At 62.4% G+C, this 23,522-nt stretch carries 24 protein-coding genes; all 24 read right to left on the reverse strand.

What is annotated here, in order from left to right:
• Positions 1-11 precede the first annotated feature (11 nt).
• On the reverse strand, positions 12-542 hold the full coding sequence (rplF, locus tag WS91_RS12030) for a 50S ribosomal protein L6 (RefSeq protein WP_038749636.1): 531 nt from the start codon (positions 540-542) through the stop codon (positions 12-14).
• 20 nt (positions 543-562) lie between these two features.
• Positions 563-958 carry a 30S ribosomal protein S8 gene (rpsH, locus tag WS91_RS12035; RefSeq protein ID WP_038749635.1) on the reverse strand — a complete coding sequence of 132 codons (396 nt, stop codon included), beginning with the start codon at positions 956-958 and terminating at the stop codon, positions 563-565.
• Positions 959-972: 14 nt separating this feature from the next.
• Positions 973-1,278: a 30S ribosomal protein S14 gene (gene rpsN / locus WS91_RS12040; RefSeq protein ID WP_010106961.1), complete on the reverse strand. Its 306-nt coding sequence runs from the start codon at positions 1,276-1,278 to the stop codon at positions 973-975.
• Positions 1,279-1,285: 7 nt separating this feature from the next.
• Positions 1,286-1,825 (reverse strand): 50S ribosomal protein L5, encoded by a 540-nt coding sequence (gene rplE, locus WS91_RS12045; RefSeq protein ID WP_004202757.1) that lies wholly within the window; start codon positions 1,823-1,825, stop codon positions 1,286-1,288.
• Between the two features lie 17 nt (positions 1,826-1,842).
• On the reverse strand, positions 1,843-2,151 hold the full coding sequence (rplX, locus tag WS91_RS12050; RefSeq protein ID WP_059670340.1) for a 50S ribosomal protein L24: 309 nt from the start codon (positions 2,149-2,151) through the stop codon (positions 1,843-1,845).
• Positions 2,152-2,160: 9 nt separating this feature from the next.
• Positions 2,161-2,529, reverse strand: coding sequence for a 50S ribosomal protein L14 (gene rplN, locus WS91_RS12055; protein WP_004197951.1), 369 nt, complete (start codon positions 2,527-2,529; stop codon positions 2,161-2,163).
• Positions 2,530-2,835: 306 nt separating this feature from the next.
• A complete protein-coding gene (rpsQ, locus tag WS91_RS12060; RefSeq protein WP_004201274.1) occupies positions 2,836-3,108 on the reverse strand; it encodes a 30S ribosomal protein S17 in 273 nt (90 codons plus the stop codon).
• Positions 3,105-3,299, reverse strand: a complete 195-nt coding sequence (gene rpmC, locus WS91_RS12065) for a 50S ribosomal protein L29 (RefSeq protein WP_004199856.1) — start codon at positions 3,297-3,299, stop codon at positions 3,105-3,107. The genes rpsQ and rpmC overlap by 4 nt, the downstream gene beginning before the upstream one ends.
• 9 nt (positions 3,300-3,308) lie before the next feature.
• Positions 3,309-3,725 carry a 50S ribosomal protein L16 gene (rplP, locus tag WS91_RS12070; protein WP_004199857.1) on the reverse strand — a complete coding sequence of 139 codons (417 nt, stop codon included), beginning with the start codon at positions 3,723-3,725 and terminating at the stop codon, positions 3,309-3,311.
• Between the two features lie 2 nt (positions 3,726-3,727).
• Complete coding sequence (rpsC, locus tag WS91_RS12075; RefSeq protein ID WP_038749633.1) at positions 3,728-4,528, reverse strand: 30S ribosomal protein S3; 801 nt, start codon at positions 4,526-4,528, stop codon at positions 3,728-3,730.
• A gap of 11 nt (positions 4,529-4,539) precedes the next feature.
• A complete protein-coding gene (gene rplV, locus WS91_RS12080; protein ID WP_004199272.1) occupies positions 4,540-4,869 on the reverse strand; it encodes a 50S ribosomal protein L22 in 330 nt (109 codons plus the stop codon).
• A 12-nt stretch (positions 4,870-4,881) separates the two neighbouring features.
• On the reverse strand, positions 4,882-5,157 hold the full coding sequence (gene rpsS / locus WS91_RS12085; protein WP_004199273.1) for a 30S ribosomal protein S19: 276 nt from the start codon (positions 5,155-5,157) through the stop codon (positions 4,882-4,884).
• A 10-nt stretch (positions 5,158-5,167) separates the two neighbouring features.
• Entirely contained in the window at positions 5,168-5,995 is an 828-nt protein-coding gene (gene rplB / locus WS91_RS12090) for a 50S ribosomal protein L2 (RefSeq protein ID WP_038749631.1), read from the reverse strand.
• Between the two features lie 2 nt (positions 5,996-5,997).
• Positions 5,998-6,312, reverse strand: coding sequence for a 50S ribosomal protein L23 (rplW, locus tag WS91_RS12095; protein WP_004199275.1), 315 nt, complete (start codon positions 6,310-6,312; stop codon positions 5,998-6,000).
• On the reverse strand, positions 6,309-6,929 hold the full coding sequence (gene rplD, locus WS91_RS12100; protein WP_038749629.1) for a 50S ribosomal protein L4: 621 nt from the start codon (positions 6,927-6,929) through the stop codon (positions 6,309-6,311). Before rplD ends, rplW begins: the two co-directional genes overlap by 4 nt.
• Complete coding sequence (gene rplC / locus WS91_RS12105) at positions 6,929-7,588, reverse strand: 50S ribosomal protein L3 (protein WP_038749718.1); 660 nt, start codon at positions 7,586-7,588, stop codon at positions 6,929-6,931. Before rplC ends, rplD begins: the two co-directional genes overlap by 1 nt.
• Before the next feature lie 197 nt (positions 7,589-7,785).
• Positions 7,786-8,097, reverse strand: a complete 312-nt coding sequence (gene rpsJ, locus WS91_RS12110) for a 30S ribosomal protein S10 (RefSeq protein ID WP_004199280.1) — start codon at positions 8,095-8,097, stop codon at positions 7,786-7,788.
• A gap of 268 nt (positions 8,098-8,365) precedes the next feature.
• A complete protein-coding gene (tuf, locus tag WS91_RS12115; RefSeq protein ID WP_059577396.1) occupies positions 8,366-9,556 on the reverse strand; it encodes an elongation factor Tu in 1,191 nt (396 codons plus the stop codon).
• Positions 9,557-9,597: 41 nt separating this feature from the next.
• A complete protein-coding gene (fusA, locus tag WS91_RS12120; protein WP_038754746.1) occupies positions 9,598-11,700 on the reverse strand; it encodes an elongation factor G in 2,103 nt (700 codons plus the stop codon).
• A 123-nt stretch (positions 11,701-11,823) separates the two neighbouring features.
• A complete protein-coding gene (gene rpsG, locus WS91_RS12125) occupies positions 11,824-12,294 on the reverse strand; it encodes a 30S ribosomal protein S7 (RefSeq protein ID WP_004198359.1) in 471 nt (156 codons plus the stop codon).
• Positions 12,295-12,464: 170 nt separating this feature from the next.
• On the reverse strand, positions 12,465-12,845 hold the full coding sequence (rpsL, locus tag WS91_RS12130; protein WP_004521903.1) for a 30S ribosomal protein S12: 381 nt from the start codon (positions 12,843-12,845) through the stop codon (positions 12,465-12,467).
• Positions 12,846-13,064: 219 nt separating this feature from the next.
• A complete protein-coding gene (recQ, locus tag WS91_RS12135; protein ID WP_059646861.1) occupies positions 13,065-14,912 on the reverse strand; it encodes a DNA helicase RecQ in 1,848 nt (615 codons plus the stop codon).
• Between the two features lie 194 nt (positions 14,913-15,106).
• Positions 15,107-19,345, reverse strand: coding sequence for a DNA-directed RNA polymerase subunit beta' (gene rpoC / locus WS91_RS12140; protein WP_059670341.1), 4,239 nt, complete (start codon positions 19,343-19,345; stop codon positions 15,107-15,109).
• A gap of 21 nt (positions 19,346-19,366) precedes the next feature.
• On the reverse strand, positions 19,367-23,473 hold the full coding sequence (rpoB, locus tag WS91_RS12145) for a DNA-directed RNA polymerase subunit beta (RefSeq protein WP_038754738.1): 4,107 nt from the start codon (positions 23,471-23,473) through the stop codon (positions 19,367-19,369).
• Positions 23,474-23,522: the final 49 nt, after the last annotated feature.

Consider the following 23,522-nt stretch of genomic DNA (forward strand, 5'->3'; position numbering starts at 1 on the left):
ATTGCGCACCCTTACTTCTTCTTCGTTTCTTTGAGGATCACAACCTCGTCGGCATAGCGCACGCCCTTGCCCTTGTACGGCTCGGGCGGACGGTAGCCGCGCACTTCGGCAGCGACTTGGCCGACTTTCTGCTTGTCGATCCCCTTGATCACGATTTCGGTTTGCGTCGGGGTTTCAGCCTTGACGCCTTCCGGCATCTGGTGCACCACCGGGTGCGAGAAACCCAGCGACAGGTTCAGCTTGTCGCCTTGCGCCTGCGCACGATAACCGACGCCAACCAGCGTCAGCTTGCGCTCGAAACCCTTGGTCACGCCGTGCACGGCATTCGCGATGATCGCGCGCATCGTGCCCGACAGTGCATTTGCTTCGCGGCTGTCGTCGACCGGCGACAGGTTCAGCGTGCCGTCGTTGTTCGCCACGTTCACGAGCGGATTGACCGCTTGCGTGATGGTGCCCAGCGGACCCTTGACGATGATCGCGCCGTCGGCCAGCTTGACTTCCGCGCCTTGCAGCGCGATCGGGCTCTTACCTACTCGAGACATGTTCCTCTCTCCTTTCGGCTTTAAGCGACGTAGCAGATGACTTCGCCGCCGACGCCGGTAGCGCGCGCCTTGCGGTCGGTCATCACGCCCTTCGGCGTCGACACGATTGCCACACCGAGGCCATTCATGACCTGCGGAATCTCGTTACGGCCGCGGTACACGCGCAGACCCGGCTTCGACACGCGCTCAAGGCGCTCGATGACCGGACGGCCAGCGTAGTACTTCAGCGCGATGTTCAGCTCGGCCTTCGCGCCTTCCGCCTTCACTGCGAAATCGTCGATATAACCTTCGTCCTTCAGGACCTGCGCGATCGCAACCTTGACCTTCGACGAGGGCATCGACACCGAAACCTTCTCGACCATCTGCGCGTTGCGGATGCGAGTCAGCATATCGGCGATAGGATCACTCATGCTCATTTATGTTTCTCCTATTACCAGCTCGCCTTGGTCAGGCCAGGAATCTCGCCACGGAATGCGATTTCACGAATCTTGTTGCGCGCGAGGCCGAACTTGCGGAACGTGCCGCGCGGACGGCCCGTGATCGCGCAGCGGTTACGCTTGCGGGTCGGGTTCGCGTTGCGGGGCAGTTGCTGCAGTTCCAGGCGAGCGGCGTAGCGCTCTTCTTCGGACTTGCTCGCGTCGTCGATGATCGCCTTCAGTTCAGCACGCTTCGGAGCGTACTTTTGCGCAAGGCGAGCGCGCTTCTTTTCACGTTCGATCAGTGCCAGTTTAGCCACGGTAACCTCAGTTTCTGAACGGGAACTTGAAGCTGGCGAGCAGAGCCTTCGCTTCGTCGTCGGTCTTCGCGGTCGTCGTGATGCTGATGTTCAGCCCACGCAGCGCGTCGATCTTGTCGTAATCGATTTCGGGGAAAATGATCTGCTCTTTCACACCGATGTTGTAGTTGCCGCGACCATCGAATGCACGGCCCGACACGCCGCGGAAATCGCGCACGCGGGGCAGGGCAACCGTCACGAAACGATCGAGGAATTCGTACATCGCGCGGCCGCGCAGCGTGACCATCGCGCCGATCGGGTAGCCTTGACGAATCTTGAAGCCCGCGATTGCCTTGCGAGCCTTCGTCACGACAGGCTTCTGACCCGCGATCTTCGTCAGATCGCCGACGGCGTTCTCGATGATCTTCTTGTCGGCGACCGCTTCGCCAAGACCCATGTTCAGCGTGATCTTGGTGATGCGCGGCACTTCCATGACCGACTTGTAGCCGAACTTCTCGATCAGGCCGGGAACAACCTTCTCTTTGTAAAACTCTTGAAAACGTGCCATTTCTCTACTCCGCAGCGTCAGGCGCTCAGCACGGCACCGGTCGTCTTCAGGAAGCGAACCTTCTTGCCATCCTCGACCTTGATGCCAACACGCGAAGCCTTGCCGTTCGCGTCGACCAGTGCGACGTTCGAAATATGCAGCGGCATCGTCTTCGCTTCCACGCCGCCCGTCGTACCCTTCATCGGGTTCGGCTTCACATGCTTCTTGACGAGGTTGATACCCTCGACCGTCACATGCTCGGCGCCCACGGCCAGCACGACACCGCGCTTGCCTTTGTCCTTGCCGGTGATGACGACCACCTCGTCACCCTTGCGAATCTTGTTCATCGCGACTCCTTACAGCACTTCCGGCGCCAGCGACACGATCTTCATGAATCGTTCGCTACGCAGCTCACGCGTGACCGGCCCGAAGATACGGGTGCCGATCGGCTCGAGCTTGTTATTCAAAAGCACAGCGGCGTTGCCGTCGAACTTGATCAGCGAGCCGTCTTGACGGCGAACGCCCTTGGCGGTGCGGACCACCACGGCGTTGTAGATTTCGCCTTTCTTCACGCGCCCGCGCGGCGTTGCCTCTTTGACGCTCACCTTGATGATGTCGCCAATGCTGGCATAACGACGCTTCGAGCCGCCGAGCACCTTGATGCACATGACTTCACGCGCACCCGTGTTGTCGGCCACTTCAAGCCGAGATTCGGTCTGGATCATGGTTTGTCTTTCCCAACTTAATCCGGATACGCCACCATGGCGCATACGGTCAGTCTTGGTCCCGTCAGCCGAGGCTGCTTGGGTTGGAACAGCAGCGACGGCAAACGAAACCCGCCATCGCAATCGGTGAATCCTTCGGAGCAGGCCTGACGCCAGTCCGCTTCCCCCACCAGTCACTTCGCCCGCGACGGGGCTCCCATAAAGAGGGAAGACCGGGATTATAACAAATAATCCCGGCCACGCAAGCAAAAACTTTGCGATTTCAAGCACTTCTACTGCTGAAGCACTTTTTACTGCCTTTCCCGCTTAGATCACGCGGGCCGCCTCGACGAGACGCGAAACCGCCCAGGCCTTCGTCTTCGAAACAGGACGGGTTTCCTGGATTTCGACGAGATCGCCTTCGTTGTAGGTGTTCGCTTCATCGTGCGCGTGGTACTTCTTCGAGCGCACGACATACTTGCCGTAGATCGGGTGCTTGACGCGGTGCTCGACCAGCACGGTGACGGTCTTGTCCATCTTGTTGCTGACGACCTTACCGACGAGCGTCCGCTTCAGCGAGGTTTTCACGCTATCGTTCATTTCTGGTTCGCCTTCTGAGTCAGGACGGTCCGCACACGTGCGATGTCGCGACGAACCTTCTTCAGCTGGCTCGTGTTCGTGAGCTGCTGGGTCGCGAGTTGCATGCGCAGGCCGAATTGCGCCTTCAACAGGTCCGACAGCTCCTTGTTGAGCGCGGCCTGATCTTTCTGGAGAAGTTCGGAAGCCTTCATGTTTTCTCCTTAGGCGCCGAGCTGACGCACGATGAACGTCGTCTTCAGCGGCAGCTTCGCTGCGGCCAGACGGAACGCTTCACGCGCCAGTTCTTCGGATACGCCATCCATTTCATACAGCATCTTGCCCGGCTGAATCTCGGCGACGTAGTACTCAGGGTTACCCTTACCGTTACCCATCCGCACTTCGGCCGGCTTCTGCGAAATCGGCTTGTCCGGGAAGATGCGAATCCAGATGCGGCCGCCGCGCTTGATGTGACGCGTCATTGCACGACGCGCCGCCTCGATCTGACGCGCGGTCAGACGGCCGCGACCGACAGCCTTCAGGCCGAACTCACCGAACGACACGGCGTTGCCGCGCGTGGCGATACCGGTGTTACGGCCCTTCTGCTCTTTGCGATACTTCCTGCGTTTCGGTTGCAGCATCGTTATTCTCCAGTCTTGCCGTCTTCCGGCTTGCCGGCGCCACGGCGCGGTGCGCCACGGCGAGCACCCGGAGCGCCGCCTTCACCGTCACGGCGCGGACGACGGTCGCCCGGACGCGCGTTGCGACGCGGACGCTTGTCTTCGGTCACTTCTTCGACCACCGGCGCGTCGTTGCGGCCGAGCGTGTCGCCCTTGTAGACCCACACCTTGACGCCGATGACACCGTACGTCGTCTTTGCTTCCGACGTTGCGTAGTCGATGTCGGCGCGCAGCGTGTGCAGGGGCACGCGGCCTTCGCGGTACCACTCGGTACGCGCGATTTCGATGCCGTTCAGACGACCGGCGCTCATGATCTTGATGCCTTGGGCACCCAGACGCATCGCGTTCTGCATCGCGCGCTTCATCGCGCGGCGGAACATGATCCGGCGCTCGAGCTGCTGCGTGATCGAATCGGCGATCAGTTGCGCATCGGTTTCCGGCTTGCGGATCTCTTCGATGTTGACGTGAACCGGCACGCCCATGCGGCGTTGCAGTTCCGTCTTCAGCAGTTCGATATCCTCGCCCTTCTTGCCGATGACGACGCCCGGACGCGAGCTGAAAATCGTGATGCGCGCGTTCTTCGCCGGACGCTCGATGATGACCCGACCGACCGAAGCATTCTTCAGCTTCTTCTTCAGGTACTCACGAACACCGATGTCTTCCTGCAGCATCGCCGCGAAATTGTTGTTGTTCGCGTACCAGCGCGAAGCCCAATTGCGGCTGACAGCCAGGCGGAAGCCAGTCGGATGAATTTTCTGTCCCATCGTATGGCTCCTTAATTCCCGACCGTCACAGTGATGTGACAGGATTGCTTCTCAATGCGGTTGCCGCGGCCCTTTGCGCGCGCGGTGAAACGCTTGAGCGACGCAGCCTTGTCGACGTAAATGCTCTTGATCTTGAGCTCGTCGATGTCGGCGCCTTCGTTGTGCTCCGCATTCGCGATCGCCGACAGCACGACCTTCTTCACGATGCCAGCCGCCTTCTTCGGCGAGAACGTCAGAACGTTCAGCGCCTTGTCGACCGGCAAACCGCGGATCTGGTCAGCCACAAGGCGCGTCTTCTGCGCCGAGATGCGGGCACCGCGATGAATTGCTTTCACTTCCATCTTGATAGCCCCTTATTTCTTGGCCTTCTTGTCGGCCGCGTGACCCTTGAACGTACGGGTCAGTGCGAACTCGCCAAGCTTGTGGCCGACCATGTTTTCCGAGATGTACACCGGAACGTGTTGACGGCCGTTGTGGACGGCGATCGTCAGACCGATGAAGTCCGGAAGGATCGTCGAGCGACGCGACCAGGTCTTGATCGGCTTCTTGTCGCGCGAAGCTGCAGCCGCCTCAACTTTCTTCAGCAAATGGGCGTCGCAGAACGGACCTTTTTTAACAGAACGTGCCATTGCCTACTCCTTAACGCTTGTGACGGCGCTGGACGATCATCGTCGTCGTGCGCTTGTTGCGACGCGTACGGAAGCCCTTCGTCGGCGTGCCCCACGGGCTCACCGGGTCGCGGCCCGCAGCGGTACGGCCCTCACCACCACCATGCGGGTGGTCGATCGGGTTCATTGCGACGCCACGCACCGTCGGACGGATACCGCGCCAACGGTTCGCACCGGCCTTGCCGATCTGGCGCAGGCTGTGCTCTTCGTTGCCGACTTCACCGATCGTCGCGCGGCACTCGATGTGCACGCGGCGGATTTCGCCCGAACGCAGACGAACCTGCGCGTACACGCCTTCGCGTGCGAGCAGCATCGCCGACGTACCGGCCGAACGCGCCATCTGCGCGCCCTTGCCCGGCAGCATTTCGATGCAGTGAATCGTCGTACCGACCGGAATATTGCGGATCGGCAGCGTGTTGCCCACGCGAATCGGCGCTTCCGAGCCCGACATCAGTTGCTGGCCCACCGTCACGCCCTTCGGCGCGATGATGTAGCGACGCTCGCCGTCTGCGTACAGCACGAGCGCGATGTTCGCGCTGCGGTTCGGGTCGTACTCGAAACGCTCGACCTTCGCCGGAATGCCGTCCTTCGTGCGACGGAAATCGATCATGCGGTAGTGCTGCTTGTGACCACCGCCCTGGTGACGCGTCGTGATGCGGCCATTGTTGTTGCGGCCAGCCTTGGAGCTCTGCGTGTCGAGCAGCGCCGCGTGCGGCTTGCCCTTGTGCAGTTCCTTGTTGACCACCTTGACCATCGCGCGGCGACCCGGCGACGTCGGCTTGACTTTGACGATTGCCATGATTACTTGGCCTCCGCTTCAAAGTTGATTTCCTGGCCGGGCTTCAGGCACACGTATGCCTTCTTCACGTCCTTGCGGCGGCCCATCGAACGGCCGAAGCGCTTTTGCTTGCCCTTCTGAACCAGCACGTTGACGGAATCAACTTCAACCTTGAACAGCAGCTCGACAGCCGCCTTCACTTCCTGCTTCGTGGCATCCGGCGCGACTTCGAACACGACTTGCTCGTTCTTGTCGGCAACCAGCGTCGCCTTTTCGGAAATCACCGGTGCGAGCAGGACCTGCATCAAACGATGATCGTTCTTGCGAATCTCGCTCATGACAGCAACTCCTCGATCTGGGCGACCGCAGCCTTCGTGACCAGCACTTTCTTGAAGTAGATCAGCGACAGCGGGTCAGCGTAGCGCGGCTCGACAATCGCCACGTGGGGCAGATTGCGCGACGCGAGGTACAGGTTTTCGTCGACCGTGTCGGTGATGACCAGCACGGAATCGAGACCCATGGCCTTGAACTTGTCGGCCAGCAGCTTGGTCTTCGGCGCTTCGAGGACGATGTCCTCGACAACCGACAGACGGCCTTCGCGGGCCAGCTGCGAGAAGATCGAGCAGAGGCCTGCGCGATGCATCTTCTTGTTGACCTTGTGCGAGAAGTTTTCGTCGGGCGAGTTCGGGAAGATCCGACCGCCGCCACGCCACAGCGGGCTCGACGACATACCGGCACGAGCGCGGCCCGTGCCCTTCTGGCGCCACGGCTTCTTGGTCGTGTGCTTGACTTGCTCGCGATCCTTCTGAGCGCGGTTGCCCTGGCGAGCGTTCGCCTGGTATGCAACGACGACCTGGTGGATCAGCGCTTCGTTGTAGTCACGGCCGAACACGACGTCCGACGCATTGACCGCCGCACCTTCCTGACCATTCGCATTCAGGAGCTTGAGTTCCATTATTTCGCCCCCTTCACAGCACGCGTCTTCACGGCCGGCGTCACGAAAACCTTGCCGCCCTTCGCACCCGGAATCGCGCCCTTGACGAGCAGCAGCTTGCGCTCTGCGTCGATACGAGCGATTTCGAGGTTCTGCACCGTCACCGTCACGTCACCCATGTGACCCGTCATGCGCTTGCCCGGGAACACACGGCCCGGATCTTGCGCCATACCGATCGAGCCCGGCACGTTGTGCGAGCGCGAGTTACCGTGCGATGCACGGCCGGAACCGAAGTTGTAGCGCTTGATCGTGCCCGCGTAGCCCTTACCGATCGACACGCCCTGCACGTCGACCTTCTGGCCCACTTCGAACAGATCCGGACCGATCACGGCGCCGTTCGACAACTCGGCGGCCTTGTCGGCTTCGATGCGGAATTCCTTGAGGATTTCACCGGCTTGGACACCGGCTTTGGCGAGATGACCTGCCAGCGGCTTCGTCACGCGCGATGCGCGGCGGGAGCCGAATGCAACCTGTACGGCCGTGTAGCCGTCGGTTTCAACAGTCTTGATCTGCGTCACGCGGTTGTCCGACACGTCGAGCACGGTGACGGGAATCGAATCCCCTTCCGCCGTGAAGATACGGGTCATGCCAACCTTGCGACCTACGAGTCCAAGGCTCATCGTTTTCTCCATTCCCGACTGCGATTGGTCGGGGCTAATTTACAAAACGCCGCAACCCGAAGAGGCTCAGGTCACCGGCTTTTTACGCAAATACGCGAAAAGCCCAACATTATAGCGAGGCTCATCGTTTTTCGCAAGCAATCAAAGACTTAGCGCCATCCGGCGAGCCGCGTGGCGCCGAAAGCCTTCGATCAGCCTTACTGCAGCTTGATTTCCACGTCGACGCCAGCCGGCAGGTCGAGCTTCATCAGCGCGTCGACCGTCTTGTCGGTCGGATCGACGATGTCCATCAGGCGCTGGTGGGTGCGGATTTCGAGCTGATCGCGCGACGTCTTGTTGACGTGCGGCGAACGCAGGATGTCAAAACGCTGGATGCGCGTCGGCAGCGGCACCGGGCCACGGACGATTGCGCCAGTCCGCTTCGCCGTATCGACGATCTCGGCCGCCGATTGATCGATCAGACGATAATCGAAAGCCTTCAGGCGAATGCGGATTTTCTGTTGCTGCATGACGATTCCTTGAAAAGAGCGAGGCGATATTGCATCGCCAGACACCAAAAGAACGCGAAACCCGGAGCCTGCGGGGAGCGAAGCGCCACGTTCCGAACGGTACTTCCACTGCTAAGCCCGCGATTCTACACGAATTTGCGCAGCGATGGGGCGAGTTTGTCGACGACGCAACGGGGCTCCCCAAAAAGACAAACCGGGCGCCAGCACAAACTGGACGCCCGGTTTCGGACGGTACAACTACGTACCGCGGAATCGCGGATCGCCGATATTACTCGATGATCTTGGCGACGACGCCGGCGCCGACGGTGCGGCCGCCTTCGCGGATCGCGAAGCGCAGACCTTCTTCCATCGCGATCGGCGCGATCAGCTTCACCGTGATCGACACGTTGTCGCCCGGCATCACCATTTCCTTGTCCTTCGGCAGCTCGATCGAGCCCGTCACGTCCGTCGTACGGAAGTAGAACTGCGGACGGTAGTTGTTGAAGAACGGCGTGTGACGGCCGCCTTCGTCCTTGCTCAGCACGTACACTTCAGCCGTGAAGTGCGTGTGCGGCGTGATCGAACCCGGCTTCGCCAGAACCTGGCCGCGCTCCACGTCTTCACGCTTCGTGCCGCGCAGCAGGATACCGACGTTGTCGCCTGCCTGACCTTGGTCCAGCAGCTTGCGGAACATTTCCACGCCCGTGCAGGTCGTCTTCGCCGTCGCCTTGATACCGACGATTTCGATTTCCTCGCCGACCTTGACCACGCCACGCTCGACACGACCCGTCACCACCGTACCGCGGCCCGAGATCGAGAACACGTCTTCCACCGGCATCAGGAACGCACCATCCACCGCGCGCTCCGGCGTCGGGATGTACGTGTCCAGCGCGTCCGCCAGGTTCATGATCGCCACTTCGCCCAGCTCGCCCTTGTCGCCTTCCAGCGCCAGCTTCGCCGAACCCTTGATGATCGGCGTGTCGTCGCCCGGGAAGTCGTACTTCGACAGCAGTTCGCGCACTTCCATCTCGACCAGCTCGAGCAGCTCGGCGTCGTCCACCATGTCGCACTTGTTCAGGAACACGATGATGTACGGCACGCCGACCTGACGCGCCAGCAGGATGTGCTCACGCGTTTGCGGCATCGGGCCGTCTGCTGCCGAGCACACCAGGATCGCGCCGTCCATCTGCGCCGCGCCCGTGATCATGTTCTTCACGTAGTCGGCGTGGCCCGGGCAGTCGACGTGTGCGTAGTGGCGGTTCGCCGTTTCGTACTCGATGTGCGCCGTGTTGATCGTGATGCCGCGCGCCTTTTCTTCCGGCGCCGCGTCGATTTCGTCGTACTTCTTCGCTTCGCCGCCGAACTTCGCCGACAGAACCGTCGCGATCGCCGCCGTCAGCGTCGTCTTGCCGTGGTCAACGTGACCAATCGTACCAACGTTCACGTGCGGCTTGGTCCGCTCAAACTTCTCTTTTGCCATGATTCTCTTCTTTCAAAAAATAATCAGTTGGTAGATGCAGCTTATTTCGACTTCGCGCTGATGATCGCGTCGGCGACGTTCTTCGGAGCTTCGGCGTAGTGCTTGAACTCCATCGTGTACGTCGCGCGGCCTTGCGTCAGCGAGCGCAGCGACGTCGAGTAGCCGAACATTTCCGACAGCGGCACTTCGGCGCGAACGATCTTGCCGCCGCCGATCATGTCTTCCATGCCCTGGACGATACCGCGACGGCCCGACAGGTCGCCCATCACGTTGCCCATGTAGTCTTCCGGCGTCTCGACTTCGACGGCCATCATCGGCTCGAGCACGACCGGGTTCGCGCGGCGCATTGCTTCCTTGAACGCCATCGAACCGGCCATGCGGAACGCGTTTTCGTTCGAGTCGACGTCGTGGTACGAACCGAACGTCAGGCGAACCTTCACGTCGACGACCGGGAAGCCCGCCAGCACGCCCGACTTCAGCGTGTCCTGGATACCCTTGTCGACCGCCGGGATGTACTCGCGCGGAATCACGCCGCCCTTGATCTCGTCGAAGAACTCGTAGCCCTTGCCCTGCTCGTTCGGCTCGAGCGTGATGACCGCGTGACCGTATTGGCCGCGACCGCCCGACTGCTTGACGAACTTGCCGTCGACGTCCTTCGCCGTCGAGCGGATCGTTTCGCGGTACGCAACCTGCGGCTTGCCGACGGTCGCTTCCACGCCGAATTCACGCTTCATCCGGTCGACCAGAATTTCGAGGTGGAGCTCGCCCATGCCCGAAATGATGGTCTGGCCCGATTCTTCGTCGGTCTGCACGCGGAACGACGGATCTTCCTGCGCCAGACGGTTCAGCGCGAGACCCATCTTTTCCTGGTCAGCCTTCGTCTTCGGCTCGACGGCCTGCGAGATCACCGGCTCCGGGAACACCATGCGCTCGAGCACGATCGGGTGCTGCGGATCGCACAGCGTGTCGCCCGTGGTCGCTTCCTTCAGGCCGACCGCAGCGGCGATGTCGCCTGCGCGGACTTCCTTGATTTCTTCGCGCTGGTTCGCGTGCATCTGCAGAATACGGCCGAGGCGTTCCTTCTTGCCCTTGGTCGAGTTCAGCAGCGTGTCGCCCGAATTGACGACGCCCGAGTACACGCGGAAGAAGATCAGCTGGCCGACGAACGGGTCGGTCATGATCTTGAACGCGAGCGACGAGAACTTCTCTTCGTCGGACGCCTTGCGCTCGGCTGCTTCGCCGCTCTCCAGCTCGCCCTTGACCGGCGGGATGTCGACCGGCGACGGCAGGAAGTCGATCACGGCGTCGAGCATGCGCTGCACGCCCTTGTTCTTGAACGCGGTACCGCACAGCATCGGCTGGATTTCGCACGCGATCGTACGGTCGCGCAGCGCCTTGACGATGTCGGCTTCCGGCAGATCGCCTTCTTCCAGGTACTTGTTCATCAGGTCTTCGCTGGCTTCAGCAGCCACTTCGACCATCTTTTCGCGCCATTCCTTGCAGGTCTCTGCGAGCTCGGCCGGGATGTCGACGTAGTCGAACTTCGTGCCTTGCGACGCTTCGTCCCAAATGATCGCCTTCATCTTCAGCAGGTCGACCACGCCCTTGAAGTTCTCTTCCGAGCCGATCGGCACCACGACCGGAACCGGGTTCGCCTTCAGGCGCAGCTTGAGCTGGTCGTAGACCTTGAAGAAGTTCGCGCCGGTACGGTCCATCTTGTTGACGAACGCGAGACGCGGCACCTTGTACTTGTTCGCCTGGCGCCACACCGTTTCCGACTGCGGCTGCACGCCGCCCACCGCGCAGTACACCATGCACGCGCCGTCGAGCACGCGCATCGAGCGCTCCACTTCAATCGTGAAGTCGACGTGCCCCGGGGTGTCGATGATGTTGATGCGGTGTTCCGGATAGTTGCCGCCCATGCCCTTCCAGAACGCCGTGGTAGCAGCGGACGTGATCGTGATGCCACGCTCCTGTTCCTGCTCCATCCAGTCCATCGTGGCTGCGCCGTCGTGAACTTCACCGATCTTGTGGTTCACGCCGGTGTAAAACAGAATGCGCTCGGTCGTCGTCGTCTTGCCGGCGTCGATGTGAGCGCTAATACCGATGTTGCGGTAGCGCTCGATAGGAGTCTTACGAGCCACTTTGATCCTCTATTGGGTTGGCGCGATGCGACCCTTGTCGCAGCGCGCCTCAACACAAACGGGCGAGGCGCTCGAAAAAGCGCACCCGCCCGGAATTTTTCCGCTAAAAGCCCAGTCCGGCGCTTAGAAACGGAAGTGCGAGAACGCACGGTTGGCTTCCGCCATCCGGTGAACTTCGTCGCGCTTCTTCATCGCGCCGCCGCGGCCTTCAGCCGCTTCGGAGAGTTCACCTGCAAGGCGCAGAGCCATCGACTTCTCGCTACGCTTCTTCGCAGCCTCGCGCAACCAGCGCATCGCCAATGCCATACGACGCGACGGGCGCACTTCGACCGGAACCTGATAGTTCGCACCACCAACGCGACGGCTCTTCACTTCGACCACCGGCTTCACGTTGTTGAGCGCAACCGTGAACACTTCCAGCGGGTCCTTGCCACCCTTGGTCTGGATTTGTTCGAAAGCGCCATAAACGATGCGCTCAGCCACCGACTTCTTGCCGGACAGCATCAGCATGTTCATGAACTTGGCTACATCTACGTTGCCGTACTTCGGATCCGGCAACACTTCCCGCTTGGGGACTTCGCGACGACGCGGCATGTTTCTTCCTTTACCTGTTCAGTTGGAGCTCGAAAGCCCCGCGGCCACCAACTAACCCGATCACATCTGCTCGACTAACCAGCTTGGCCGGGTGACCACTTACTCGACAGCACCGGCAATCCGGCACCACCGCCTTAACCGCCCGGAGGCGATCTCCATTCAGACGCAGCTTACTTCGCAGCCTTCGCACGCTTCGCGCCGTACTTCGAGCGAGCCTGCTTACGGTCCTTGACGCCCTGCGTATCCAGCGAGCCGCGAACCATGTGGTAACGCACACCCGGCAAGTCCTTCACACGGCCGCCGCGGATCAGCACAACCGAGTGCTCCTGCAGGTTGTGGCCTTCACCGCCGATGTACGAAATCACTTCGAAGCCGTTCGTCAGACGAACCTTGGCGACCTTACGGAGTGCCGAGTTCGGCTTCTTCGGCGTCGTCGTGTACACACGGGTGCACACGCCGCGACGCTGGGGGCAGTCCTGCAGGGCCGGGCTCTTGCTCTTCGTCGTTTCCGACGCGCGGCCTTTGCGAACCAGTTGATTGATGGTTGGCATTGTTTATTCCTGAAATTGACCAAAATCGGCACGTCGGCCTCGGGCAAAGCGAAATCCGACGCGCGTGACGCTCCGGAACGCGTGCGCGGCCCCCAGGCTTGCGCCCAGGAATCAACCCACCAAGAACCGGAACCCGGCATGATATTCCGAAAATCCCAAGCGAGTCAACAGCTTGCGTGATTTTTGGTGCCAGAATGCGAAGGCGAGCGCCCCGCGTCATCAGGCCGCTTCGACGACCTCGAGGAGCTCGTCGCCGAAGCGGTCGAGCTTGCGCGCGCCGATGCCCGGAATATGGCGCAGATCGTCGATCGATTCCGGCGCGTTGCGCGCGATCTCCGCGAGCGTCGCGTCGTGAAAGATCACGTACGCCGGCACGCCGTCGCTCTTTGCGGTTTCGGCGCGCCACGTGCGCAGCCGCTCCCAGCACGCGCGCTCGCGCGCGTTCATGCCCGCCGTCGGATCGACGCGCGCGCCGCTGCGGCCCGACGACTGTCGGGTGCGCGCGGGCTTCACGTAGCGGCGCAGCGTGACCGTCTCCTCGCCCTTGAGCACCGGCTTGCTCGCCTCGGTCATCACGAGCGCGCCGAAGCCGCCGTGATCGACGGCCAAATAGCCGAACGCGACCAGTTGCCGGAAGATCGCGCGCCATTCGGCCTCGGACAGCTCGGCGCCGATGCCGAACGTGCTGAGACTCTCGTGGCCGCGCTGCAACACCTTTTCGGTGCGCGCGCCGCGCAGCACTTCGATCAGGTGGCTCGCGCCGAAATTGAAGCCGCTCGCGCGCTGCGCGCGAAACACGCACGACAGCGCCATCTGCGCCTCGCGCGTCGCGTCCCATGTCGCCGGCGGCTCGAGGCAGGTGTCGCAATTGCCGCACGGCCCGCTCGTCTCGCCGAAATACGCGAGGAGCCGCACGCGGCGGCACGACGCCGTCTCGCACAGCCCGAGCAGCGCGTCGAGCTTCGACGTCTGGACGCGCTTGTGCGTATCGTCCGCGTCCGATTCGTCGATCATCTTGCGCTGCTGGACGACATCGCCGAGCCCGTACGCCATCCATGCGTTCGCCGGCATGCCGTCGCGGCCGGCGCGCCCCGTCTCCTGGTAGTAGCCCTCGACGCTCTTCGGCAAATCCAGGTGCGCGACGAAGCGTACGTCCGGCTTGTCGATGCCCATCCCGAACGCGATCGTCGCGCACATCACGACCCCTTCCTCGCGCTGGAACATCTCCTGGTGCTTCTGCCGGATTCCGAACTCCATTCCCGCGTGATACGGCAGCGCGCGTACCCCCTGCGCCTTCAGCCACTCGGCCGTCTCCTCGACCTTGCGACGCGACAGGCAGTAGACGACCCCCGCGTCGGTCGTGCCGTCCGCGTTCGTGTGCTCCGCGCGGATGAAGTCGAGCAGTTGCGAGCGCGCGTTGTCCTTTTCGACGATCCGGTAACGGATGTTCGGCCGATCGAAGCTCGACACGAAGATCCGGGCGTCGTCGAGGGCGAGGCGCTGGACGATCTCGTCGCGCGTGATCGCGTCGGCGGTCGCCGTGAGCGCGATCCGCGGCACGTCCGGGAAGCGTTCGTGCAGCACCGACAACTGGATGTATTCGGGCCGGAAATCGTGCCCCCACTGTGATACGCAATGCGCCTCGTCGATCGCGAAAAGGCCGATGCGCGCGCGCTCGAGCAGATCGAGGAAGCGCGGCGTCATCAGACGCTCGGGCGCGACGTAGAGCAGATCGATGTCGCCGTCGCGCAGCGCGCGCTCGGTCGCGGCCGCTTCGGCGCCGGAGAGCGTCGAATTCAGATACGCGGCGCGCACGCCGACTTCGGACAGCGCGGCGACCTGATCCTGCATCAGCGCGATCAGCGGCGACACGACGATGCCCGCGCCGCGGCCCGACTCGCTGCGCACGAGCGCCGGAATCTGATAGCAGAGCGACTTGCCGCCGCCCGTCGGCATCAGCACGAGACAGTCGCCGCCCGCCGCAACGTGCTCGACGATCTCGCCCTGTTGACCGCGGAAGGCGGGGTAGCCAAAGACTTCGTTGAGAATTTCGAGCGCGCGGGACATGGATCGGATGATGGACAGCGAAAAGAGCCGGTGGGTGGGATTTTACCAACGTCCCCGCGGCGAAAGGAGGACGGCGGTCACACGTTGTCCGTTCGGCCGACTCGCCGCCGCACGGTTCGCGCATAAAAAAAGCCGCCCGGTCGAAACCGGGCGGCTTCATCAGCAGGCTGGCAAAGCGGCTCGCGCCGCCTCGCTCACTCCGCCGGGTGTTGCGGCTCTTCGGCGGGCGCCGCCGGCGTGCCGAACTCGAACGCTTCTTCCGCTGCGATCTGGTCGAAACGCTCGCGATCCGACAGCTCCTTCGCCTTGCGCGCCTTGTGGAACGCGAGGCCGGTACCGGCCGGAATCAGACGGCCGACGATCACGTTTTCCTTCAGGCCGCGCAGATCGTCGCGCTTGCCCATGATCGCCGCTTCGGTCAGCACGCGGGTCGTTTCCTGGAACGATGCCGCGGAGATGAACGAGTCGGTCGACAGCGACGCCTTCGTGATACCCAACAGGATGTTGTCGTACGTTGCCGGGCGCTTGTCCTCGGCGATCATGCGATCGTTCTCGTCCAGCATGTCCGAACGCTCGACCTGCTCGCCGGGGATGAAGCGCGTGTCGCCGTTGTCCACGATCTGCACACGGCGCAGCATCTGACGCACGATCACTTCGATGTGCTTGTCGTTGATCTTCACACCCTGCAGACGGTACACGTCCTGCACTTCGTCGACGATGTAGCGCGACAGCGCCTCGATACCCTGCAGGCGCAGGATGTCGTGCGGATCGGCCGGGCCGTCCACGATCATTTCGCCCTTGTTGACGACCTGACCGTCGTGGACGAGCACCTGCTTTTCCTTTGCGATCAGGAACTCGTGCTGGCTGCCCTCGAGGTCCGTGATGACGAGACGCTGCTTGCCCTTCGTGTCCTTGCCGAACGACACCGTGCCGGTGACTTCCGCGAGGATGCCCGCATCCTTCGGCGAACGCGCTTCGAACAGCTCGGCGACTCGCGGCAGACCACCGGTAATGTCACGGGTCTTCTGCGATTCGGTCGGGATACGTGCGAGCACTTCACCGACCTGCACCTGCTGACCGTCCTTCACGGTGATCAGCGCGCCGACCTGGAAGCCGATCTGCACCGCGTGCTCCGTGCCCGGGATCTTCACTTCGTCGCCGTTCGCGTCGAGCAGTTTCACCTGCGGACGCACGCTCTTCGCAGCCTGCGAGCCGCGGCGCTTCACGTCGATCACGACGAGGGTCGACAGGCCGGTCACGTCGTCGATCTGCTTCGCGACCGTCACGCCTTCCTCGACGTTTTCGAACTTCACCGTACCGCCGTACTCGGTGATGATCGGGCGCGTCAACGGGTCCCACGTCGCGAGTTGCGTGCCCGCCTTGATCGCCGCGCCGTCGAGCTGCAACAGCGTCGCGCCGTACGGGATCTTGTGACGCTCGCGCTCGCGGCCGATGTCGTCGGTGATCAGCGCCTCGCCCGAACGCGAGATGACGATCTGCTCGCCCTTCGCGTTCGTCACGTAGCGCATCGACGCCGTGAAGCGCACCGTGCCGTTGCTCTTCGCTTCCACCGACGAGGCCACTGCCGCACGCGATGCCGCACCACCGATGTGGAACGTACGCATCGTCAGCTGCGTGCCCGGTTCGCCGATCGACTGCGCGGCGATCACGCCGACCGCTTCGCCGACGTTCACGAGCGAGCCGCGGCCGAGATCGCGGCCGTAGCACGACGCGCACAGGCCGTAGCGCGTTTCGCAGGTCAGCGCCGTGCGCACGCGCACTTCGTCGATGCCGAGACGCTCGATGTCTTCCACCGCCGTTTCGTCGAGCAGCGTGCCCGCTTCGTACAGCGTTTCCTGCGTTTCCGGATTGACGACGTCCGACGCGGCGACGCGGCCGAGGATACGGTCGCGCAGCGCTTCGACGACTTCACCGCCTTCGACGAGCGCCTTCATCGCGACGCCGTTGCTCGTGCCGCAATCGTCCTCGACCACGACGAGATCCTGCGTCACGTCGACGAGACGACGCGTCAGATAACCCGAGTTCGCGGTCTTCAGTGCCGTATCAGCCAGACCCTTACGTGCACCGTGGGTCGAGATGAAGTACTGCAACACGTTCAGGCCTTCGCGGAAGTTCGCGGTAATCGGCGTCTCGATAATCGAGCCGTCCGGCTTCGCCATCAGGCCGCGCATACCGGCCAGCTGACGAATCTGCACCGCCGAACCCCGGGCGCCCGAGTCGGCCATCATGTAGATCGAGTTGAACGACTCCTGGCGCGTCGCGTTGCCGTCGCGGTCCGTCACCGGCTCCGTCGACAGCTGCTCCATCATCGCCTTGCCGACCGCTTCCGACGTCGCCGACCAGATGTCGACCACGTTGTTGTAGCGTTCCTGCGCGGTGACGAGACCCGACATGTACTGGCGGTCGTACTCCTTCACCTTCTTCGCGGCGTCGCCGACGATCGTTTCCTTCTGCGGCGGCACGAGCATGTCGTCCACGCAGATCGAAATGCCGGCGCGCGTCGCGAGACGGAAACCCGACTGCATCAGCTGATCGGCGAACACCACCGTCGCGCGCAGGCCGCACTTGCGGAACGCCGTGTTGATCAGGCGCGAGATTTCCTTTTTCTTCAGCGGCTTGTTCAGCACCGAGAACGGCAGGCCGGCCGGCAGAATTTCCGACAGGATCGCGCGGCCGACGGTCGTCGCGTACAGCGAGATCTTCGGCACGAACTGCGGCGCGCCTTCGGAGGTGTCCTCGTTGCGGACCATTTCGGTGATCCGCACGTTGACGCGCGACGCGAGCTCGACTTCCTTGTTCTCGTACGCGCGGATCACTTCCGACACGCCGGTGAACGACAGGCCTTCGCCCTTCGCGTTGATCGCCTCGCGGGTCGCGTAGTACAGACCCAGCACGATATCCTGCGACGGCACGATCGACGGATCGCCGTTGGCCGGGAACAGCACGTTGTTCGACGCGAGCATCAGCGTGCGCGCTTCCATCTGCGCTTCGAGCGACAGCGGCACGTGAACGGCCATCTGGTCACCGTCGAAGTCGGCGTTGAACGCCGCGCAGACGAGCGGGTGCAGCTGGATCGCCTTGCCTTCGATCAGCACCGGCTCGAACGCCTGGATACCGAGACGGTGCAGCGTCGGCGCACGGTTCAGCATCACCGGGTGCTCGCGGATCACCTCTTCGAGGATGTCCCACACCACCGGCGTCTGGTTCTCGACTTCCTTCTTCGCAGCCTTGATGGTCGTAGCTACCCCCATCACTTCCAGCTTGTTGAAGATGAACGGCTTGAACAGCTCGAGCGCCATCAGCTTCGGCAGGCCGCACTGGTGCAGCTTCAGCGTCGGGCCGACCACGATGACCGAACGGCCCGAGTAGTCGACGCGCTTGCCCAGCAGGTTCTGACGGAAACGACCGCCCTTGCCCTTGATCATGTCGGCGAGCGACTTCAGCGGACGCTTGTTCGCGCCCGTCATCGCCTTGCCGCGGCGGCCGTTGTCGAGCAGCGAGTCGACGGCTTCCTGCAGCATCCGCTTTTCGTTGCGAACGATGATTTCCGGGGCCTTCAGCTCGAGCAGACGCTTCAACCGGTTGTTACGGTTGATCACGCGGCGGTACAGGTCGTTCAGGTCCGACGTCGCGAAACGGCCGCCGTCCAGCGGCACGAGCGGACGCAGTTCCGGCGGCAGCACCGGCAGCACTTCGAGGATCATCCACTCGGGCTTGATGCCCGAGCGCTGGAATGCCTCGAGGACCTTCAGGCGCTTCGCGTACTTCTTGATCTTCGCTTCCGAGCCGGTGTTCTTCAGCTCGGTGCGCAGCGTCTCGACCTGCTCGTCGATGTTGATCGCGCGCAGCAGCTCGCGCACGCCTTCCGCGCCCATCTCGGCACGGAATTCGTCGCCGTATTCCTCGACCTTGTTGTAGTAATCCTCTTCGGTCATGATCTGCCGCGCCTTCAGCGGCGTCATGCCCGGTTCGATCACCACGTACGCTTCGAAGTACAGCACGCGCTCGATGTCGCGCAGCGTCATGTCGAGCACCATGCCCAGACGCGACGGCAGCGACTTCAGGAACCAGATGTGCGCGACCGGCGAGGCCAGCTCGATGTGGCCCATCCGCTCGCGGCGCACCTTCGCCAGCGTCACTTCGACGCCGCACTTCTCGCAGATCACGCCGCGGTGCTTCAGGCGCTTGTACTTGCCGCACAGGCACTCGTAGTCCTTGATCGGCCCGAAGATCTTCGCGCAGAAGAGACCATCGCGTTCCGGCTTGAACGTACGGTAGTTGATGGTCTCCGGCTTCTTCACTTCGCCGAACGACCACGAACGGATCTTGTCCGGCGAGGCCAGACCGATCTTGATCGCGTCAAAAACTTCTTCTTGTTGGACTTGCTTGAATAGATCGAGCAGAGCTTTCATTGCTTTCTCTCCGTAGTCCGATTAATTGCGGTCGAGATCGATATCGATACCGAGCGAGCGGATTTCCTTCACCAGCACATTGAAGGATTCCGGCATGCCGGCGTCGATCACGTGGTCGCCCTTGACCAGGTTTTCATAAACCTTGGTCCGGCCGGTCACGTCGTCCGACTTCACCGTCAGCATTTCCTGCAGCACGTAGGACGCGCCATACGCTTCGAGCGCCCACACTTCCATTTCACCGAAACGCTGGCCACCGAACTGCGCCTTACCGCCGAGCGGCTGCTGCGTAACGAGCGAGTATGGGCCCGTCGAACGCGCGTGCATCTTGTCGTCGACCAAGTGGTGCAGCTTCAGGTAGTGCATGTAGCCCACCGTCACGCGGCGCTCGAACGGCTCGCCCGTGCGGCCGTCGTACAGGCGCACCTGGTTCTTCGACGGGTTCATGTCGAGCTGCTCGGCGATGTTGTCCGGGAACGCGAGATCGAGCATCTTCGACATCTCTTCCTCGGTCGCACCGTCGAACACCGGCGTCGCGAACGGCACGCCTTCGCGCAGGTTCTTCGCGAGCTCGAGGATTTCGTCGTCGCTGAAGCTGTCCAGCTCTTCCGCGCGGCCCGACTCGTTGTAGATCTTCGTCAGGAACACGCGCAGTTCCTCGATCTTCGTCTGGCGCGCGAGCATTTCGCCGATACGCCAGCCGAGGCCCTTCGCGGCCCAGCCGAGATGCACTTCCAGAACCTGACCCACGTTCATCCGCGACGGCACGCCGAGCGGGTTCAGCACGACGTCCGCCGGACGGCCGTCGGCCATGTACGGCATGTCTTCAACCGGAACGATCTTCGACACGACACCCTTGTTACCGTGACGGCCTGCCATCTTGTCGCCAGGCTGCAGGCGACGCTTGACCGCGAGGTACACCTTGACCATCTTCAGCACGCCCGGCGGCAGTTCGTCGCCTTGCGTGAGCTTCTTGCGCTTCTCTTCGAACGCGAGGTCGAACTGGTGACGCTTTTCTTCGATCGAGTTCTTGATCGCTTCGAGCTGCGCCGCCGCTTCGTCGTCCGCGAGGCGGATGTCGAACCAGTGGTAGTGGTCGAGGTCTTCCAGGTAAGCCTGGTCGATCTTCGTGCCCTTCGCGAGCTTCTTCGGACCGCCGTTCGCGACCTTGCCCACGAGCATGCGCGCGAGACGCTGGAACGCGTCGCCTTCCACGATGCGCAGCTGGTCGTTCAGGTCGAGACGGTAGCGCTTCAGTTCGTCGTCGATGATCTGTTGCGCACGCTTGTCGCGCTGGATGCCTTCACGCGTGAACACCTGGACGTCGATCACGGTGCCGCTCATGCCCGACGGCACGCGCAGCGACGTGTCCTTCACGTCCGACGCCTTCTCGCCGAAGATCGCGCGCAGCAGCTTCTCTTCCGGCGTCAGCTGGGTCTCGCCCTTCGGCGTGACCTTGCCGACCAGCACGTCGCCCGCTTCGACTTCCGCACCGATGTACACGATGCCCGATTCGTCGAGACGGCCGAGCTGGACTTCCGCCAGGTTCGAGATGTCGCGCGTGATTTCTTCCGGCCCGAGCTTCGTGTCGCGTGCAACGACGCTCAGCTCTTCGATGTGGATCGACGTGTAGCGATCGTCGGCCACGACCCGCTCCGAGATCAGGATCGAATCCTCGAAGTTGTAGCCGTTCCACGGCATGAACGCGATCAGCATGTTCTGGCCGAGCGCGAGCTCGCCCAGGTCGGTCGACGCGCCGTCGGCCAGCACGTCGCCGCGCGCAACCTTGTCGCCCATCTTCACGATCGGACGCTGATTGATGTTCGTGTTCTGGTTCGAACGCGTGTACTTCATCAGGTTGTAGATGTCGACGCCGACTTCACCCGCGACCGCTTCGTCGTCGTTCACGCGAATCACGATACGGCCCGCGTCGACATAGTCGACGACGCCGCCGCGCAACGCCTGCACCGTCGTGCCCGAGTCGACCGCCACGGTGCGCTCGATGCCGGTACCGACGACGGGCTTCTCCGGACGCAGACACGGCACGGCCTGGCGCTGCATGTTCGAGCCCATCAGCGCGCGGTTCGCATCGTCGTGCTCGAGGAACGGAATCAGCGACGCTGCAACCGACACGATCTGCGACGGCGCCACGTCCATGTATTGGATGCGGTCCGGCGTGACCATCATCGTTTCGCCGGCTTCACGCGACGACACCAGTTCGTCGACGAGCGAGCCGTCGTCGCTGATCGCCGCGTTCGCCTGCGCGATCATGTAACGGCCTTCCTCGATCGCCGACAGATAATCGATCTGGTCGGTCACCTTGCTGTCGACGACCTTGCGGTACGGCGTCTCGAGGAAGCCGTACTCGTTCAGGTGCGCGTACAGCGCGAGCGAGTTGATAAGACCGATGTTCGGACCTTCCGGCGTTTCGATCGGGCACACGCGGCCGTAGTGGGTCGGGTGCACGTCGCGCACTTCGAAGCCCGCGCGCTCGCGCGTCAGGCCGCCCGGGCCCAGTGCGGAAACACGGCGCTTGTGCGTGATTTCCGACAGCGGGTTGGTCTGGTCCATGAACTGCGACAGCTGCGACGAACCGAAGAACTCGCGGATCGCCGACGAAATCGGCTTCGAGTTGATCAGGTCGTGCGGCATCAGGTTTTCGCTCTCGGCCTGGCCGAGGCGTTCCTTCACCGCGCGCTCGACGCGCACGAGGCCCGCGCGGAACTGGTTTTCCGCCAGTTCGCCGACGCAGCGCACGCGCCGGTTGCCGAGGTGGTCGATATCGTCCACTTCGCCCTTGCCGTTGCGCAGCTCGACGAGGATCTTGATCGTCGCGAGGATGTCGTCGTCCTGCAGCGTCATCGGGCCGATGATCTCGTCACGGCCGACGCGGCGGTTGAACTTCATGCGGCCGACCTTCGACAGGTCGTACGCGTCTTCGCTGTAGAACAGGCGGTTGAACAGCGCCTCGACGGCTTCTTCCGTGGGCGGCTCGCCCGGGCGCATCATCCGGTAAATCGCGATGCGCGCGGCCGTCTTGTCGACGGTTTCGTCGACACGCAGCGTCGACGAGATGTACGGGCCCTGGTCCAGATCGTTCGTGTAGAGCGTCTGGATTTCCTTGATCTTCGCTTCGCGCAGCTTCTCGAGCACACCTTCCGTGATCTCGTCGTTCGCGTTCGCGATCACTTCGCCCGTGTCGCCGTCGACAACGTTCTTCGCCAGCACGCGGCCGAGCAGATAGTCTTCGGGCACCGAGATGTACTTGGTCTTCGCGGCTTCGAGATCGCGAATGTGCTTCGCGTTGATCCGCTTGTCCTTCTGGACGATGACCTTGCCTTCGCGATCAGTGATGTCGAAGCGCGCGACTTCGCCGCGCAGGCGCTCGGGCACGAACTCCATCTGCGCGCCTTCGTCCATCAGCGTGAAGTTGTCGAAGACGAAGAAGTTCGCGAGGATCTGTTCCGGCGTGAGGCCGATCGCCTTCAACAGAATCGTGACCGGCATCTTGCGACGACGGTCGACGCGGAAGAACAGCACGTCCTTCGGATCGAATTCGAAGTCGAGCCAAGAGCCGCGGTACGGAATGATCCGCGCGGAGAACAGCAGCTTGCCCGAGCTATGCGTCTTGCCCTTGTCGTGTTCGAAGAACACGCCGGGCGACCGGTGCAGCTGCGACACGATCACGCGCTCGGTGCCGTTGATGACGAACGAACCGGTCGGCGTCATGAGCGGAATTTCGCCCATGTACACTTCCTGTTCCTTCACTTCCTTGACGACGGGCTTGCTCGGCGACTCCTTGTCGAGGAGCACGAGGCGCACCTTCGCGCGCAGCGCCGAGCAATAGGTCAGGCCGCGCTGCTGGCATTCCTTGATGTTGAACGCCGGCGACGACAACGCATAGCTCACGAACTCGAGACGAGCAAAGCCGTTATGCGAGACGATGGGAAACACCGACGTGAAGGCGGCCTGCAACCCTTCGGACTTGCGTTGCGCGGTGAGCACATCGGCTTGCAGAAATGTGCTGAATGATTCAAGCTGGGTGGCCAGCAGAAAAGGCACTTGGTGAACGATGGAACGCTTCGCGAAACTCTTGCGAATGCGCTTCTTCTCGGTGAAGGAATATTGCATACGATCTCCGAATCACGACGGGCGCTATCGAGGCGGGATACCTTGACGT

The organism is Burkholderia sp. MSMB1498 (assembly GCF_001526245.1).
Lineage (GTDB): Bacteria > Pseudomonadota > Gammaproteobacteria > Burkholderiales > Burkholderiaceae > Burkholderia > Burkholderia savannae.

Excerpts from the sequence above, each read along its gene's own strand:
- rplC (WP_038749718.1), bottom strand. The coding sequence starts at position 7,588 with ATGAGCCTTGGACTCGTAGGTCGCAAGGTTGGCATGACCCGTATCTTC.
- rpoB (WP_038754738.1), bottom strand. The coding sequence starts at position 23,473 with ATGCAATATTCCTTCACCGAGAAGAAGCGCATTCGCAAGAGTTTCGCG.
- rplW (WP_004199275.1), bottom strand. The coding sequence starts at position 6,312 with ATGAGCGAGATTCGCAAGAACGATCATCGTTTGATGCAGGTCCTGCTC.
- rpsJ (WP_004199280.1), bottom strand. The coding sequence starts at position 8,097 with ATGCAGCAACAGAAAATCCGCATTCGCCTGAAGGCTTTCGATTATCGT.
- rplB (WP_038749631.1), bottom strand. The coding sequence starts at position 5,995 with ATGGCAATCGTCAAAGTCAAGCCGACGTCGCCGGGTCGCCGCGCGATG.
- rplE (WP_004202757.1), bottom strand. The coding sequence starts at position 1,825 with ATGGCACGTTTTCAAGAGTTTTACAAAGAGAAGGTTGTTCCCGGCCTG.
- tuf (WP_059577396.1), bottom strand. The coding sequence starts at position 9,556 with ATGGCAAAAGAGAAGTTTGAGCGGACCAAGCCGCACGTGAACGTTGGT.
- rpoC (WP_059670341.1), bottom strand. The coding sequence starts at position 19,345 with ATGAAAGCTCTGCTCGATCTATTCAAGCAAGTCCAACAAGAAGAAGTT.
- rplP (WP_004199857.1), bottom strand. The coding sequence starts at position 3,725 with ATGCTGCAACCGAAACGCAGGAAGTATCGCAAAGAGCAGAAGGGCCGT.
- rplN (WP_004197951.1), bottom strand. The coding sequence starts at position 2,529 with ATGATCCAGACCGAATCTCGGCTTGAAGTGGCCGACAACACGGGTGCG.
- rpsC (WP_038749633.1), bottom strand. The coding sequence starts at position 4,528 with ATGGGACAGAAAATTCATCCGACTGGCTTCCGCCTGGCTGTCAGCCGC.
- rpsH (WP_038749635.1), bottom strand. The coding sequence starts at position 958 with ATGAGCATGAGTGATCCTATCGCCGATATGCTGACTCGCATCCGCAAC.
- rplF (WP_038749636.1), bottom strand. The coding sequence starts at position 542 with ATGTCTCGAGTAGGTAAGAGCCCGATCGCGCTGCAAGGCGCGGAAGTC.
- rplV (WP_004199272.1), bottom strand. The coding sequence starts at position 4,869 with ATGGAAGTGAAAGCAATTCATCGCGGTGCCCGCATCTCGGCGCAGAAG.
- rpsQ (WP_004201274.1), bottom strand. The coding sequence starts at position 3,108 with ATGAACGATAGCGTGAAAACCTCGCTGAAGCGGACGCTCGTCGGTAAG.
- rpsG (WP_004198359.1), bottom strand. The coding sequence starts at position 12,294 with ATGCCGCGTCGTCGCGAAGTCCCCAAGCGGGAAGTGTTGCCGGATCCG.
- rplD (WP_038749629.1), bottom strand. The coding sequence starts at position 6,929 with ATGGAACTCAAGCTCCTGAATGCGAATGGTCAGGAAGGTGCGGCGGTC.
- rplX (WP_059670340.1), bottom strand. The coding sequence starts at position 2,151 with ATGAACAAGATTCGCAAGGGTGACGAGGTGGTCGTCATCACCGGCAAG.
- rpsS (WP_004199273.1), bottom strand. The coding sequence starts at position 5,157 with ATGGCACGTTCTGTTAAAAAAGGTCCGTTCTGCGACGCCCATTTGCTG.
- rpsL (WP_004521903.1), bottom strand. The coding sequence starts at position 12,845 with ATGCCAACCATCAATCAACTGGTTCGCAAAGGCCGCGCGTCGGAAACG.
- rpmC (WP_004199856.1), bottom strand. The coding sequence starts at position 3,299 with ATGAAGGCTTCCGAACTTCTCCAGAAAGATCAGGCCGCGCTCAACAAG.
- recQ (WP_059646861.1), bottom strand. The coding sequence starts at position 14,912 with ATGTCCCGCGCGCTCGAAATTCTCAACGAAGTCTTTGGCTACCCCGCC.